This is a genomic window from Mycobacterium pinniadriaticum (assembly GCF_026242045.1).
In the GTDB taxonomy this organism is placed as follows: domain Bacteria; phylum Actinomycetota; class Actinomycetes; order Mycobacteriales; family Mycobacteriaceae; genus Mycobacterium; species Mycobacterium pinniadriaticum.
Genome location: NZ_JAPJDO010000028.1, coordinates 1 through 14,449, shown reverse-complemented (window position 1 = coordinate 14,449; position 14,449 = coordinate 1). Strand labels below are relative to the sequence as shown.

Genomic DNA, 14,449 nt, shown 5'->3' with positions numbered 1-14,449 from the left:
GCGCGACAGAGTAGCGTGGGGAGTCACTAGGCGACCTCTGTGTGTGCGGCGATGAACCGGTTGATCTCCACCGCGCTGACTCGCCGGCTGCCGCAGATGCGCACCCAGCACAGTTCACGGGCGTCGAAGAGTCGATAAACGGACGACCGACTGATCCGCAGCGCTGCGGCGGCCTCCGAGATCGTCAAGAGCTGGCCTGCTCCGGCCTGCGTCACATCGACTATTGGACTGTCGCCCAACAGGTCCAGGACCCTGTCATCGTTGTCTGACATAGTGTTTCCTTTGTTGCGATGTGTACCTGAACGGATCAACCGACGCGGCCGCCCGCAGCGCGATGCTCCGTCGCAGGTTGTTCCATGTTGGCCACGGTAGGACTGATCGATTCGAACCGTCTACACGTGCAACGTGATTCGACGACAGATTCATCAAATGGGTCTGAAATCAACCATTTTCGTCCGGCAGTGTTGAACATGTGGAGGTTTGTATCGTCCTCTCGCGCGGGTTCCGGGCGAGACGACGCCGCCCTCGTCAAAGGCCATGTATGTCAAAGGGCATGCATTAGGTCCTTGCGTTCGGTCATGTCTCCCACGTGCGTTGCGGCGGTAACGAATCAGGGCGCCGGCGTCCCTACTATCTAGGGATTGGCAATCGAGACGTCTCGGCAGATCCTGTTACGTGTCTTACTCGCTTGAGCGGCAGGCGAACTCAGCGCCTCGTTGTTCTCGGCAAGGCCGGTCGATTCCTGGCGATTCCCGACCATTTTGGGCGAATAAACGACAACTGGAGGGAGCTGCAGGTAGGCGGCCAAGCAGCTACAGCTTCCTCGCCGGGGCCGTCATCTAGCTCCTCTGATGAGGCTTTTGCAAAGGTAGCCTTCCGTCCGCGCCCTGCTGCCAGGAACTTCACACAGCGAGCTATCTAGTAGTTTCTCGCTATTTCCCAATGATTTTCGTCATTAGCGATGAATAAACGATGGGTTGGCGCCCTTGGTGCGGGTGCCCCGGGGAGAGCTCCCTCGTCCCCAGCAGCGAGACGTCTGGCTGCCGCCCGTCTTGGAGTCGTCGAGAGCCGTCACGCGACCAATGGATTGCTCACGCGCTCGTCGAGCGTCCCACGCTGCGGTGGGGCGTTCGCGACCAAGTTCCAGTTCCAGTTCGGTCAATGGAGCGAGCACTCCGGGCCGCCATGTGTCAGCGGTCACGTAATTTCCCCAGGTTGAGGGGTTGTCCGTCACGTAATTCCCGACGGTTTTAGGAGAGCCTGCAAGCCCTCCTCGTCGCGGTCCCGAAAGGTGTTTTGAACTGGCGATTTAGCGTCATTCGGCACCACTCGAAACCACGGCGTGTCGCGGATCCACCGACCGAGCACCGACCACAGATCAGCGTGTGCCATCCGTTCTAGAGCTGCTCGGTGGCGGGGTCCGGCCTGACGGCGAGGCGACAACCCGGGCTGTGCTTTTGCAACGCCTTCCGGACGCGACGCCAACGAATCGCCCCCGATGGATATCAGTGGTTATCCACGAAAAACTCCTCCATTTTCATCAGATGAATCATGGGTTTAAGCCCGGTGTCGATTGGCTGCGCTGTGGCGTGATCGTCAAAGCCATTGTTGGACTGCAGTTTTAGGATGATTTGTTGTAGATGGGGGAGTGCCCGTCTGTGGGATGGGGCCGACACGCCGAATTGAGTGGCGTAGAGGTGGCACGCTTACCTGCGTCGATGTGGTAATGATTCAGAGGATGATTCAATGATTCATTGAGTGAGACCGTCTGGAGGCCCGTCTTGCCCGTCGATCTCAGCGGTCGCGTGTACGTCATCGGCTCGGTTCCGGTGCTCCATCCGGAGGCCCAGACGGTCAACGAGATCCTCGAGGGGTGGCGCAACCAGCAACTGTGCCGCAACTTGGATGCTGACACGGTTGCGGGCCGGGCCCGCCTCGTGGAGCGCTTCATCGATCACACCAACGAATTCCCGTGGACCTGGACGCCGACCATGGTGGAGGAGTTCTTCAGCGATCTGCGCTCGGTGAAGCGGCGAAAGCAGTCGACGGCACGGGGTTACCAGAACGCGCTGCGGATGTTCTGCTCCTATGTCAGCGACCCCGACTACGGGTGGGATCGGGTCTGCGAACAGCGGTTCGGCACCCACCCCGCTCAGGTGTTCTTCGAATGGAACACCGCCACCCACGTCCAAGACAACGAACAGTCCCCGACGAAGCGGGCCTTCACCAAGCACGAGTTGCAAGACTTCTTCGACCACGCCGACGACCGAGTCGCGGTGATCGCGGCCTCGTCACGGAAGGGTTGGCTGCCGGCCTACCGCGACGCGACGATGTTCAAGGTGGCCTACGCCTACGGGCTACGCTTCAACGAGCTGCGCCATCTGCAAACGGTGGATTTCTCCCGCAATGCCCATGCCGGCGAGTTCGGTCGCCATGGCGTCGTTCAGGTGCGCTACGGCAAGGCCAAGAAGGGATCCCCGCCCAAACGCCGCGGCGTCCTCACGGTGTTCAGCTGGACTCCGGAGGTGATCACCGACTGGCTCGCTCACGGGCAGGCGTGCATGGGCTCTGGGCTGGATCTGTTCCCCAGCGAACGAGGCACGTTGGTTGCCGAGAACACCCTGTTGCGCCGGTTCCGTCGCTACTGTCGCGATCTTGAGTTGCCAGAAGGTTTGGATCTGCACTCGCTGCGCCGCTCGTATGCCACCCACCTCATAGAAGACGGCTGGGACGCCAAGTTCGTCCAGGACCAGATGGGCCACGACCATGCCAGCACGACGTCGCTCTACACCTGCGTGTCCAGTGATTACCGGGTGAGCACATTGCGGCGGGCCTTGGATGGCGCCATCGCGAACGCACTGTCGTCCAGCCCGGAGAGTTCATGAAACGCCAAGTCGACTACACCTGGAGGCTGGCCGAGCTCATGGCCGCCCGCGGGATGCACACCAGCACGCAGCTCATCCCGCTGCTGTTGGAGCGGGGGATTCAACTGTCACGACCGCAGGTTTATCGCGTGGTTCATCAACGCCCCGAACGGATTTCCCTGCAGATGATGGCAGCACTGTGCGACATCTTGGGCTGCGGGGTGGAGGACCTGGTGACCGTGACCGCCAGCGACGTCCGTCGACGCAAAGCGTCCTCGGGCCCGCAGGCCGCAGCCAAACCCAACGTCGTCGAACTCAACAAGGCGGTGCGACCTCGGCGAGCCAGGGTGATCGACGATGACGATTAGCCCCAACAGGCGCTCGACCAAACGGGGCCGCCCGCTCGTCACTGACGGTGAGTTCCGCTGCAGCCGATGTCAACGAATGGCCAACCAGCGCAGAGCCTCCTGGCCCGGCGAACAACTGTGCTACAGCTGCTTCTACGCAGCGATGCACACCCGCGGTATCTGCCCCCAGTGCGGCCACGATGGCATCCTTCCCGGACTCGCCGACGACGCCGACAGGCGGCCGATCTGCTTGTCGTGCGCAAAGATTCCTGGCGATTTCATCTGTCGAGGCTGCGGAACCGACGGCGCCTTCTACCGGCGCGGAACCTGTGCCCGCTGCTCCCTTCGCCAGGACCTGACCGCGTTGATGATCGACGGCGCTCCACACCAAGACGCCATGGCCCCGATCGTGGAGGCGTTGTGCCGGGTGCAGCGGCCCGAAAGCATCCTGAGCTGGAAACGCTCGCCCCGAGTACGAGGGCTGCTGACCGGTCTGGCCAACGGGGAGATCCCCTTGACCCACGTGGGCCTCGACGAAGCCGGTTCCGACGAAGCGGTCAACCATCTGCGCAGCATGCTCGAACACGCCGGTGTGCTGGCCGCGCGTGATGAACCGCTGGCCCGGTTCGAGCGATGGCTTTCGGTCAAGCTCGAGGTCCTAACCGAGCCGGCGGTGCGTGGACCCGTCGAACAGTTCGCCACCTGGCATCACCTTCGACGGCTACGTCAGACAACGGTTCCCGGCCAAGACTCCGCGGCCCCCGTGCGATACGCCAAACAAGAAGTCACCGAGGCCATCAAGTTTCTGACGTGGCTGCACAGCACCCATCACCGCACCCTGGCCACCTGCCTGCAACTCGACGTCGATGAGTGGCTGGCATCGGGTCCCACGACGCGATCAAAGATCCGAAACCTGCTGGCCTGGGCGAAGAAAGCTCGGCTGAACAGGTCAGTGCACATCACTCATCGGCAGGCTCCTCCCAGCCGATCGCTCACCCAGCTGCAGCGTCTGGGGTGGCTTCGAGAACTGCTTGCCGGGGATGCCGAAACGCTGCCTTACCGCGTCGCCGGAACCCTCCTGCTGCTGTTCGCTCAGCCCCTGACCAGGATCGCGGGGCTGCCGATGTCGGCGGTAACGATCACCGACGATGACGTACAGATCTCACTGGGTCGCGAGCCGATCCCCGTCCCGCAGCCCTTCGCCGACATGCTCATCCACCACACCGGCAGCCGGCCCAATCTCAGGGCCGCCGGTGGGATCGCCATCAGCCCGTGGCTGTTTCCCGGTTTCCACGCCGGCCGGCACGTGGCCCCACAAGTGATCAGGGAAAGACTCGAACGGCTGGGCATCGATCTGCTCGGCGCTCGAAACACCACCTTGCAAAGCCTCGTCGGCGCGGCACCGCCGCCCGTAGTCGCCGAACTACTCGGCTACAGCTACGCCACAACTCAGCTCCACGCCGAGATCGCAGCCCAGCCCTGGGCCCGGTACGTCACCAAACCCTCGCCAACGGCTCCTTGAACCCCACTCCGAGGAGCGGTTCTACCGCTGACATTCGTGAAAGGTTTTGAGCCCCGACTCAACCCCCCTGGGACCCGTCGCCGGAGCCGTCAGCCGGCGCCAGACGCTGCCGGTCGCGCCGAAGCCCGGTCCAGCAAATTGCCTTCCCTGTCGCACACGCGCTCATCGTCCCGCTGCATGTCCGGCCAGAAGCACTGACCACCTGGACGATCTACCGCGCCCGACAGTTACTGCGAACCGATGACTACTGACTCGAATACGACCGGACCAAATAGGGAGGCTTACCGGTACTCGCGTGTCGTCTACAGGTCGAGCGGGGAGGTGCCCCGGCGTGCGGGAATTTACGCTGTGGTGCGGATGGCGATCTGAGCGCAACCGATAACCGGCCGGAATCCCACCCGTGACTCCCAGCAGCCTGCGCCCCCCAGTCCAACAACCGCAGGCGCAGTCGGGGTAGCCCAGGGCGGTGGTGCTGAGCTCGAGGATCCAGCGTTAACCCTCGTCGAGCGGATTGCCCTGCCCCTCGTCGACGCGCGTGCACCACTGTGGGGTTCCTGCTGCCGTTTTGAGCGGCGCCAAACCGGGAAAACCTGTGATGTCCGGAGAGCCCGGTGCTGACTTCTTGACCTGGTGCCGCCGCACGGCTGGCTTATGAATCTGGTGTCGGCGGGCCGCTCGGACGCGGGTGAGGCGATGGTGAACATCAAGCTTCTATTCGTGTCGGCGCCGCAGGGTCGCACAGACCCCGTGGGCGATGCCCGGTGCCTGGCCAACTTGGATACGTACCACCGCACGGTTGGTTCCTATGGAGGCATGCCGACACCGGGCAGCCCTGCCCACTACCAAATCCGGCGCCGCCCGCCAGGGAGTTTGTGAGCCGTGGACGCGGTCATCGGCGTCGACGCTCACAAGCGCAGCCACACTCTGGTAGCGGTGAATCCTCTGGGCCGCAAGCTCGCTCAGCTCACAGTCGCGACCACCGACGAGGGTCACGGCGAGGCACTGCGGTGGGCGCGAGCCCGGTTCGGCCGCGACGTGGTGTGGGGGGTGGAAGACTGCCGCACGCTCACCGCGCGCCTAGAGCGAGACCTGCTAGCCGGAGGGCAGAAGGTGATTCGGGTGCCCCCTCATCTGATGAGTCGCTCGCGCGCCTCCTCACGCGAGCTAGGCAAGTCCGGCCCTATCGACGCCCTCGCGGCGGCGCGGGCGGTGCTGCGCGAACCCGATCTTCCGGTGGCCTGCCACGACGCGTGCTCGATGGAACTTCGGCTGCTCGTGGACCGCCGCGAGGACCTCGTGCAGCACCGCGTCGCCCTCATCAGCCGCATGCTCGAGCGCATCCACCAGCTCGACCCGGCCTGGGCGGAGCCTCGCAACTGGGAAAGCAAAAAGCCCCGCGAGGAGCTGGGAGCCTGGCTAGCCACCCAACACGGGCTGCTCGCCGAACTCGCCCGCGACGAATTCCATGAGATCGTCGGGTTCATCGATGCCGCGCAGGCGCTGGAGGGCCGCATCGCCGGGCGAGTCCGTGAGGCGGCGCCCGCGCTGCTGGGCATCCAGGGCTGCGGGAATCTGACGGCCGCCAAAATCGTGGCCGAGGTCGCCGGGATCGACCGGTTCAAGAGCGAGGCCGCCTTCGCCCGACACACCGGGGTGGCGCCCATCCCGCATTGGTCGGGGGATACCGCCCGCCTGCTGCGGCCCATCCGGCACGGCAACCGTCAACTCAATGTTGCGCTGCACCGCATCGCCATGGTCCAGATCACCCACCCCGGCCCGGGCCGCGATTATTTCCAGCGGCGGATCGACGAGGGCGACAGCCGCCAAGGGGCGCTGCGCTCCCTCAAGCGGCGCCTCTCGCGGGTGGTCTACACGCGGATGAAGGCCGACAGCCGCAACAGCGGCCGCGGCCGGCATTTTCCGACCTTGCCGCGGGTGATGATGCTGCCGCTGGCCGACCTCGCCTCGGCCACACAGGCGCCCCCCGAGCGTGCCTGTGCCGGACGGCCGCGGGCGCTGGACTCCTACCAGGCAGTGCTGGCCTGTCGGATGCGCAGCTACGGCGAAAAGCCGGTCTCCATCGCCACCCAGCTGGGTGTCTCAGTCTCCACGATCAAACGGGCGCTGGCCGCTGCGACAGCCGGCTGACTACCACCTGAGCTACCGCAACAGGACTCCCATGTTTACGCCTCCACGGCAAGGCTCGCCCTCCCCAGTTGTGCTCGGGATCCAGCGATTGCATACCGATTTTTTACGGTGAGCTTCAGCCGCATCACGGTCGATGCGGCCACGACAAGAGGAATCATCTGTGAAGACCGACTCAGGTATCCGACACATCTTTGTCTTCGACGCTCCGTCGCCCGAGGCGCTGGAAGAGATGTCGGCCAACTACTACCAGGAATGCCAGATCGTCGGCGCCGCCAGCGTCGAGATCGAGCTGTTCGACGACAGCACCGTAGTGCTGTCGGCCACGCGGTACCTGCCAACCGGTGTCACCGTGCATGCCAGTGTGGCCGGTGACCGTCTCCAGGTGACGTGCACTCGCCCCGATGGCCAGCGCGTCATCATGCGTGAGTTCACAGACTGGGCGCGCTACACCGTCCACCGCGGCACTCGACAATGACCCCAGTGGGGAGTGTCCCCACGGGATCCCAGAGGCGGAAGTTCGGTGTGGGTGGCTGTCCGGGCCCGGGCGGCGTCATCCCCAGTGCCGGGAGGCTGGATCCCAGCTCCCGGTGGCGGTGGCTGTCAGGATCGGGGCAACGAAGGCATGTAGGAGCGTAAGCGCATCATCGAGGCGGTTGAGGTTACGGGGGAGTAGTGGTGTGGCCAGGCGGTTGTAGCCGCTCACCCATTGTGGGCCGGGTGCTGGTAGGTCGGCAGGAATGGTGATCCGGCGGCGGGTCTGTTCTGTTGTGAGCGCTGCTGTCACGGTGTTCGCGGCAAGTTCAGTACCGGTGCGTTGGTCGATGATGATGACCAGGTCGACCAGGTCGCGGAACCGTGTGGACGGTAGGGCTGCGGCGCCGTGGGTTTCATACATTGCGCAGATCTTGTCAGCCACCTGGTGGGCCAGTGGGATGGTGAGAAACGCCGGGAGATCGTCAACGTCGTCGACAGTGATGACCGGATCGGGCCGCACGATGTCAAGGGTGGCGAACCTGGGGCGGCGCGTGATGTCGACAGGGATGGTGTCGATTGTCGTAACGCCCAGTCGTGCAGTGATTTTCAGTGAGAGGTGGTCCTCGTCGCGGGCTGGCATGACTTCTATGTCGAAGGCGAACGGGTCGGGCGCCGGGACGGTGCCGACGAGCTTGGCGAGCTCGGCGGCTACGGTAGCCAGGGTGTGCGGGTAAGCGAAGTCGACGTCTCGGGAGTGGCGGGCGCCCGGGATGCGGGCCAGCAGTGCTGAGCCGCCCAAGAGCACCCACTTGGGGTTCGTTGCGGCGTAGACGCGGGCCAGAAAGCGCTGGGTCAGGTAATGACGGCGCAGCTCGTTGACGGGGCGGCCCGAGGCTTTGGCCGCGGCCCTGAGTCGTGTTTCGACGGCGGCGTGAAACGCTGCCGGTGTCGCGTATCGCGGCGTCATGCGGTGTCCGGTGGCGGGCGTCGCAGGCCGTAGAGATCGGTCGCACCCATCAGTTCGTGGTCGACGACGAGCTGGTCGGCGGCTCGGCGGAAAGCGGTGCCGCCCAGGTACCGCGTTGCCGCCGTATTGAGCTGATCTGTCAGCCAGGTGTCCTCGATGTCGTCGAATTGTGCTGCGGCAGCAATGGTTTTGGACAGTCCAGTCTGAGCGAGCAGTGTCTTGACCAGGGTGCGACCGTCGCCAAGTGGGGCGCCGTATTGATGGGCGTAGGGCCGCAGCGCGGCCGCAGCGTTGAGGTAGGTGATCTTGGCGTGCAGGATTGCGTCTCGGACCACCCCGCCGAGGTGGCCTCCGTCGGTGGCGGCCGCGGCCAGATCAGCCAGCGTGACGCCAACAGTGGTGGTTGGGAGCCCGCCAATCACCTGCCAGTCCGACTGCTCAAGGGCCCGTTTGTAGAGACGGGTGTCAGGGTCGCGCGTGCGTTTCCCGGCGGACAAGGTGAATTCGTTGAGGTCGGCGTCGAGATCGCCGAGCTGATGCAAGCGCGCCGCCGAACGATGCGACACGACCCCGACCGGGTCAGAGCGGCCGAGACGATCTGCGGCGGTGGCCTCGGGGTCGAGGGTGAGCCAGCTCACTTTGAGCTCGGTGAAGGGGTCCGGGGGCACGCCGGCGAGGCGGTAGACCCCGTGGTGGAGGCGGTGCAGGATGCCACTATGGGCCATCCGAGTCAGCTGTTGATGGGTAAGCCCGACGTGACGGGCCTGAGCGGTCGTGACCAGGCCCCACTGGCCAGCGGCAACATCCGCCAGCTGAAGGTACCGTTCCGATGCCGCCACAGCACAATACTACACAGTAGCGCCATGTATTGAGTTCACCGATGTCAGTATTGTGCAAAACCGCCGAGGGCGAGTGGTGGTGTGTGTCTGGTCGCGACAGACGGTTGATCGTGCCCCATAGATTGGGGGCGGGTCTCAGACTGTCGTCGCCGCCAGCCTCGCCGCGCCTGACAGAGTCGGCAGTTATCGGCATTTGTGGTGCGATCGCGGTGATAGCGGCGCTGTGGAGTGTCCGCTCATGCACCTCGGTGAGATCGCCCGTATCGAGGCGCCCGGTTGCGGTCTTCTGCAGTTCTTCAACTCCGTACACAATCATCCCGCCGCCGCTGTTCGCCATTGCAGCAACGTCTTTGGGGAAATCGTTGTAGGGGAGTCCCTTCGCGGGCGGAAGCTCCCTCTTCCAGTCGAGGTCGTCGGTGTCGGCAGCGCCCGCTTCGACTGCCGCGGAAAGGATCTCATCAGTCAGCGAGCTGGGTTGCCGCCCCAGAATTCGGTGCAGCGGGGTGAAGGCCATCGCACAAAGGTAAAGGGAGGGACCGACGATTCCGGCGGGCCATGTCGCCCTCTGCGCGAGTTAGGCCGGCGGCTCAACTCCGCCGGCCGCACACCACTCCCTGAACGGGGCTCCCAGTCTGTCCTGTACCTGCTCCTGCGGCACATTCGTATACCGCGCCAACGCCCGGAGATGGGTCCGCGTCGCGATCGCGGCCAGCACCGTGACCTTAGCCGTCGTCCCAGGCGACGAGGACAGACCTCGTGTCGGCACGTCGAACCTGGACCGCCCGGCCGGGATGGACTCGGACACACCAGATTGAATAAACCGCCCGTGGGTTGCCGCCGACAACAATGTGTACGGCTTGTCGACCTGATCTGCTCCCAGACCGGACGACTCGAACACATCGCGCACGATGCGGGATTCTGACGGCGGCCTTGCCCCGTCTTCCTGGTCGGCTCGGACAAGGTGAGGCGCCCGCGAATTGCGCGCCGTCTTTTTCTTCGGTAAGAGCCGCAGGCCCGCCGTCGCCCCGACCGCGGCAAGGTCGTCCGTTTTCGCGGCAATGTCAGGGGTCGAATCCGGATCGGTGAATTCCCAGGGAGCTCCGTAAAGGGCCACTAGCTCTTCGTTCAAGTAGCGCTGCAGGCGATCCTCTCGAGTGGGCGCGCTGATGATCAACCACGCCTTCGCGGCCGTCACGACACATGTCCGGGCCAACGGGTACGGCGAAAAGAAGACTCCGTCCGCCCTTAGAGCTGCGGCCATCCCGCGATGGAGATCGCACTGCGCGGCGACCGCGTAGAGCTGCATCGTCGCCATTCGGGTTACAGCCTGTGTGGTCAGCGTGCCGCGGTGTAGTTCATCGGCTGCGCAATCGCGCAGGCCCTCGCTGCCGATCGAGAAAGGAAACTCGAAGTCAACGGCGAGCAGTGTGTCCACCGCGTCGGTGAACCGGAGAATGATCTCCGACAGGTTCACGTATGGGGCGGCGGGCACGCCGCGCCTGCGGATATTCGCCTTGGAAGTCATGTGCTGGAACGTACACAGCGGGCGTGCAGGAGCCGATCGTGTGTAGCGGCGGTGCAATCCATCGCTGTCGACTGCAGACGCGGTCCGCGTGGCCTACCGCATCTGGATGCGGTGACGCTGTGAGGCGCTCTGTGGGTTTACCGGGTCACGTTCTTGCCGAGGAATTCGCGTAGCCGCGCCGCGCTGTCCCAGAGGAGGCCTTGGCCGATGAAGTAGCCGACAACCCAGTCTGGGCCGCACCCGGCGTCGGCCAGTTTCTGGCCATATGTACGCGTCATTGTGCCCACGTTAGTCTTAACGTCCGCCCAGCCGTTGTTCCCGTACATCCTGAGCTTGTCGAGGGTCTTCTCGATCTCTGATGGCGGAGCGGAAACGATCGCTCCGGTGAGGACATGCTTGGCGCCCACAGCGGCGGCCCAACCCGCCAAGCGCGGATGCCCCTCCGCAGGGTCACCCTCCGTCGCCAGTAACCGGATCCGACTCTTCCGAGCACCTGCCATCCCGTCGGCGAGCCGTCGAAGACTGGCCCACGGGACGAATTCGACGCTGCTCGCCTCGACCGCCCGCGATACGTCCGCTTGCTCCTCTTCGGAGTACGGACGGGGAAGCCAGAGGCACTCCGGGGGATCAGAAGGATCGAACATGGGTCGAACCCTATCTCGCCGTGGAGTGTTGCGGATTTTCTGGAGCCCCAATTGCTAGCAGCCACACTCACTGCAGACGACCTCACATCGGCTGTGAAGCGCGCCAGAGGGTTTGGTGTGTCGTCCCTTTCCATCCAGCCAGCCACGTCGCGGGTGAACGCGACCGTACGACGGGCAGCACTGACAGACCTGAAGCCGATCGAAGGAATCACCCTGGCCACTCGACTGCTCACCGGACGCGGTGGCGCCCCGAACCAGACGGACGGTCAACGACCGCTTCGAGGATCCGCTGTTTGTTGCGGATCAGGAGTGATGATGATCCCTGGTGAGGCATGGTGACGACGCCCGAAACAATAGACCCATGACAGATCCCCACGGCCTCGTGAGGCAGATCGAGCGGTTCGTTCAGGAACTGCCGACGATGACACCCCCCGATGCCGAACGCCGGCTCCTTCCGCTGCTCACGCCCATCATGGCGGCACAAGGGTTCGACGTCGTACAGCGGCCTGGGCCCGAGTCAGGATTCGACTACGTCGGCACCGCCGCCCCCGACAGCGGGAAAGAAGGACTGCTTGGCGTCGAGTACAAGCACCACAGGCGGCCTCTAGATATCACGGAGATGATCGGATCGTCGGGCTCGCGGGGCGAACTGCCGTCGGCCGAATAGTCTTCATTGGCCGGTCAGGCTTCACCGCCTCTGCGCGAGAGCGGGCTCGGCAGAATCCCGTCGCGGTAGAACTTCTCACACCCGACGACTTACTCGCCGTAGCCCGTTCGGCTGCCTCGGCTGGCGGAGAACCAGAACTTCGGATCGCCGCCCTCATACGCCGCGTCAGTGAGGAAATGGCCACGATGTGGCCCACAACCCGGATGCTCTCGACCACCTGGAATGGCGCGACCTCGAACGGATGGTGGCTGCAGTCCTAGACAGCCTCGGCTTCGAAGCAGAACTCACACGCGCGTCCAAGGATGGTGGAAAAGACATCATTCTGACGCTGCACACCGAAGCGGGCACCACGACCTACATCGTCGAACTCAAGCACTGGCGTTCGGGTAAGCGGGTCGGCGAGAACAGCGTTCGGAATTTCGTGAACGTCGTAGCGCGCGAGCATCGCGATGGGGGTCTGTTTCTCTCCACCCATGGTTTCGCCGACAAAGCGTTCGAGTCACTCACAGAAATCGAGAAGACGACAGTTCGGTTCGGAGGTAAGACAAAAGTGGTAAATCTGTGCCGGTCATTCGCCAGAGTGGGCGCCGAACTATGGTCACCCGACGACCAAGGCCCTGCCCAACTCCTGCTGTCCGACACGATCAATACTTGAGGGGCAGCGCAAAGTGTCGAGGGCTCCGTGACAGATCAATCACCTTGCAGTACAAGGAAAGTAATCCGACCGGGGTGACGATGTGGTTGATAGTGGTGGATTCGACCGTTGTGTCATCCAGGGGAGTGTCCTCGTTTCGCGACGGTCTCAATTGAGCAAACGTAGTGCAGCGTGGCCGTGCCGCCGGGGAGGATCTCCGCACGGTCGCTCTAGTGTTGGCGACCATGCTACGACTGAACAGCTACGCGAGCCGCTGGCGCGCGGCGCTTCACCTGATCGCGGCGGTAGGGGTGCTGGTGGCCCTGGGGCTACCAGTCGCGCCGGTTGCTTACGCGGGCGTGGCGACGGCGCAACTGTCGGTGACATCGACATGGCAGACGGGCTTCATCGCCCGGTTCGTCATCACCAACCCAACGGCCGCGCAGCTCACGGACTGGAAGCTGGAATTCGACTTGCCGCCAGGCGAATCCATCTTCCACAGCTGGAATAGTGCCGTCACCCAATATGGCACGCACTACGTGCTTACGCCGGCGAACTGGAATCGCATCATCCCTCCGGGTGGCACGGCCGCCGGAGGCTTTCGCGGTGTGCTGAGTGGCACGTACTCACCTCCGGTGAACTGCGTCCTCACTGGACAGTCCTACTGCATCGGAGCGTGACGTCGGCACAATGGGGCAGAAGCACGAAGGGGGACAGTAGATCTCGCCACTCCTGGCCCGTTCGGCAGTCGTCGGATTTCTGGCATCCGCCGCCGCCTGCGTCCAGATGTGTCCGCCTCGCTCGAGAAGAGCGGACTACCAATAACATGCGAGCCGTCCGAGGTTCGTATGGAGACAGGCGATCCCAGCGCATCGGCCAAGTCGGGTTCGTCGTGTGAACCCAGACGCTCGATCGGGCGGATCGCGCTCACCGTGTGTTGGCGTCTCTGTCCAGTCTGTCGAACCGCCGCGGTTCGCTCGTCTGAATAGCTCTGCGTGCCGCGCGCGCCAGTGTGTGCGGGCACCGGGCGGGGTGCACGGATCGGCGAAGGCGAACACCGCGCTCGAAACATAGTCGGAAGTGATTGTGACGGCCTGAAACAAGGGAGTCATCAATGGTCAGTTGCTGCATCGCGACGATTAACATCAGGCCAGCAGCCGCAGAGAGGAATGGTAGCGCCGCGTCAGAGGATCCTGGGTCCGGACTCGCGGGGCCGGTTGAGCACGCGAATTGCGGCTTGGCGCGTTCTGGCAGGCGGCAGGTCGGGCAATCGTCGACGCTGGGCACGTGGCGGTGCAGCTCGGCCGTCCACGAAGCGGAAGTGGTGGCGTGCAGCAGGATCGGCTCACCGAGAGCGGCGGCGTGCGCTCGCACTCCCCGCTCGTTCGCTAAGGGCAGCAGCAAGTCGGGTCGTTCGGGGTCGGTTGCGATCCACTGGTCGAACCACATTGGCACCGAAGGTCCGCTGAGGAGATCCGCCAGGATGACGGCCTTCGCGCGGGGTTGGGACGCCGGCAATCCGGCGGGCCAGCCGGCGTCGGACGCCGTCATTCCCAGGCATCGATTGGTGTTGGAGATGGTGGCGTCGTCACCGTCGATCGTCGTCCAGGTGCCGTGGTGTCCGAACTCCTGAGCCCACCAGCCGACTGCGTGCGCAACGGCGCCGGCGCCGATCACCGTCACGTCGCCCGCGTCGATGGGTCCGGTTGGGGTTCCCCCGAGATCGTGGAGGGTTCCTTATGCCGCTTGCGGCTTGGTCTTGGATTCCCTGATCTCGTAGTTGACGGGCGATAACCCGTCGGCGGAGCTGTGCCGGCG

At 64.1% G+C, this 14,449-nt stretch carries 14 protein-coding genes and 2 pseudogenes; 9 read left to right on the top strand and 7 right to left on the bottom strand.

From position 1 onward, the window contains the following. Positions 1-26: 26 nt before the first annotated feature. Positions 27-272: a helix-turn-helix domain-containing protein gene (locus ORI27_RS24170; RefSeq protein ID WP_265999608.1), complete on the bottom strand. Its 246-nt coding sequence runs from the start codon at positions 270-272 to the stop codon at positions 27-29. A gap of 1,509 nt (positions 273-1,781) precedes the next feature. Here ORI27_RS24170 and ORI27_RS24165 point away from each other — a divergent pair. The 6 genes and pseudogenes from ORI27_RS24165 (at position 1,782) to ORI27_RS24145 (ending at position 7,356) form a co-directional block, all read left to right on the top strand. Beyond that, the gene (locus tag ORI27_RS24165; protein ID WP_265999607.1) at positions 1,782-2,885 is read left to right on the top strand and encodes a tyrosine-type recombinase/integrase; all 1,104 of its coding nucleotides are present in this window, start codon (positions 1,782-1,784) and stop codon (positions 2,883-2,885) included. Further along, complete coding sequence (locus ORI27_RS24160; RefSeq protein ID WP_265999606.1) at positions 2,882-3,232, top strand: helix-turn-helix domain-containing protein; 351 nt, start codon at positions 2,882-2,884, stop codon at positions 3,230-3,232. Before ORI27_RS24165 ends, ORI27_RS24160 begins: the two co-directional genes overlap by 4 nt. A 76-nt stretch (positions 3,233-3,308) precedes the next feature. Beyond that, positions 3,309-4,733, top strand: coding sequence for a recombinase XerD (locus tag ORI27_RS24155; protein ID WP_265999605.1), 1,425 nt, complete (start codon positions 3,309-3,311; stop codon positions 4,731-4,733). Between the two features lie 879 nt (positions 4,734-5,612). Then, positions 5,613-6,632 (top strand): annotated as a pseudogene (locus tag ORI27_RS24150) (IS110 family RNA-guided transposase); the annotation flags it as partial. Further along, entirely contained in the window at positions 6,612-6,881 is a 270-nt protein-coding gene (locus ORI27_RS33295) for a helix-turn-helix domain-containing protein (protein WP_456085466.1), read from the top strand. The pseudogene ORI27_RS24150 and the gene ORI27_RS33295, both read left to right, overlap by 21 nt. 160 nt (positions 6,882-7,041) lie before the next feature. Beyond that, positions 7,042-7,356 (top strand): hypothetical protein, encoded by a 315-nt coding sequence (locus ORI27_RS24145; RefSeq protein WP_265999603.1) that lies wholly within the window; start codon positions 7,042-7,044, stop codon positions 7,354-7,356. Between the two features lie 75 nt (positions 7,357-7,431). On the opposite strand, the gene ORI27_RS24140 is transcribed toward ORI27_RS24145, so the two are convergent. The 5 genes and pseudogenes from ORI27_RS24140 to ORI27_RS24120 form a co-directional block, all read right to left on the bottom strand. Next, complete coding sequence (locus ORI27_RS24140; RefSeq protein ID WP_265999602.1) at positions 7,432-8,322, bottom strand: nucleotidyl transferase AbiEii/AbiGii toxin family protein; 891 nt, start codon at positions 8,320-8,322, stop codon at positions 7,432-7,434. After that, positions 8,319-9,161 carry a type IV toxin-antitoxin system AbiEi family antitoxin domain-containing protein gene (locus ORI27_RS24135; RefSeq protein WP_265999601.1) on the bottom strand — a complete coding sequence of 281 codons (843 nt, stop codon included), beginning with the start codon at positions 9,159-9,161 and terminating at the stop codon, positions 8,319-8,321. The genes ORI27_RS24140 and ORI27_RS24135 overlap by 4 nt, the downstream gene beginning before the upstream one ends. A 187-nt stretch (positions 9,162-9,348) precedes the next feature. Next, positions 9,349-9,675, bottom strand: a pseudogene (locus tag ORI27_RS24130) (AlbA family DNA-binding domain-containing protein); the annotation flags it as partial. A 60-nt stretch (positions 9,676-9,735) separates the two neighbouring features. Further along, positions 9,736-10,686 (bottom strand): hypothetical protein, encoded by a 951-nt coding sequence (locus ORI27_RS24125; protein ID WP_265999600.1) that lies wholly within the window; start codon positions 10,684-10,686, stop codon positions 9,736-9,738. Between the two features lie 137 nt (positions 10,687-10,823). After that, positions 10,824-11,330, bottom strand: a complete 507-nt coding sequence (locus ORI27_RS24120) for a hypothetical protein (RefSeq protein ID WP_265999599.1) — start codon at positions 11,328-11,330, stop codon at positions 10,824-10,826. A 361-nt stretch (positions 11,331-11,691) separates the two neighbouring features. On the opposite strand from ORI27_RS24120, the gene ORI27_RS24115 reads away from it, so the two are divergent. From ORI27_RS24115 to ORI27_RS24105, 3 genes are all read left to right on the top strand, one after another. Then, positions 11,692-11,997, top strand: a complete 306-nt coding sequence (locus ORI27_RS24115) for a hypothetical protein (protein ID WP_265999598.1) — start codon at positions 11,692-11,694, stop codon at positions 11,995-11,997. A gap of 187 nt (positions 11,998-12,184) precedes the next feature. Then, a complete protein-coding gene (locus ORI27_RS24110; protein WP_265999597.1) occupies positions 12,185-12,652 on the top strand; it encodes a restriction endonuclease in 468 nt (155 codons plus the stop codon). A gap of 224 nt (positions 12,653-12,876) precedes the next feature. Beyond that, complete coding sequence (locus ORI27_RS24105; protein WP_265999596.1) at positions 12,877-13,311, top strand: cellulose-binding domain-containing protein; 435 nt, start codon at positions 12,877-12,879, stop codon at positions 13,309-13,311. 247 nt (positions 13,312-13,558) lie between these two features. Here ORI27_RS24105 and ORI27_RS24100 read toward each other — a convergent pair whose 3' ends face one another. After that, the gene (locus tag ORI27_RS24100; protein ID WP_265999595.1) at positions 13,559-14,314 is read right to left on the bottom strand and encodes a ubiquitin-activating E1 family protein; all 756 of its coding nucleotides are present in this window, start codon (positions 14,312-14,314) and stop codon (positions 13,559-13,561) included. Positions 14,315-14,449: the final 135 nt, after the last annotated feature.

Bases quoted from the DNA above. Each gene is read 5' to 3' on its own strand.
- ORI27_RS24170 (WP_265999608.1), bottom strand. From the start codon at position 272: ATGTCAGACAACGATGACAGGGTCCTGGACCTGTTGGGCGACAGTCCA.
- ORI27_RS24160 (WP_265999606.1), top strand. From the start codon at position 2,882: ATGAAACGCCAAGTCGACTACACCTGGAGGCTGGCCGAGCTCATGGCC.
- ORI27_RS24155 (WP_265999605.1), top strand. From the start codon at position 3,309: ATGGCCAACCAGCGCAGAGCCTCCTGGCCCGGCGAACAACTGTGCTAC.
- ORI27_RS33295 (WP_456085466.1), top strand. From the start codon at position 6,612: ATGAAGGCCGACAGCCGCAACAGCGGCCGCGGCCGGCATTTTCCGACC.
- ORI27_RS24140 (WP_265999602.1), bottom strand. From the start codon at position 8,322: ATGACGCCGCGATACGCGACACCGGCAGCGTTTCACGCCGCCGTCGAA.
- ORI27_RS24125 (WP_265999600.1), bottom strand. From the start codon at position 10,686: ATGACTTCCAAGGCGAATATCCGCAGGCGCGGCGTGCCCGCCGCCCCA.
- ORI27_RS24120 (WP_265999599.1), bottom strand. From the start codon at position 11,330: ATGTTCGATCCTTCTGATCCCCCGGAGTGCCTCTGGCTTCCCCGTCCG.
- ORI27_RS24115 (WP_265999598.1), top strand. From the start codon at position 11,692: ATGACAGATCCCCACGGCCTCGTGAGGCAGATCGAGCGGTTCGTTCAG.
- ORI27_RS24105 (WP_265999596.1), top strand. From the start codon at position 12,877: ATGCTACGACTGAACAGCTACGCGAGCCGCTGGCGCGCGGCGCTTCAC.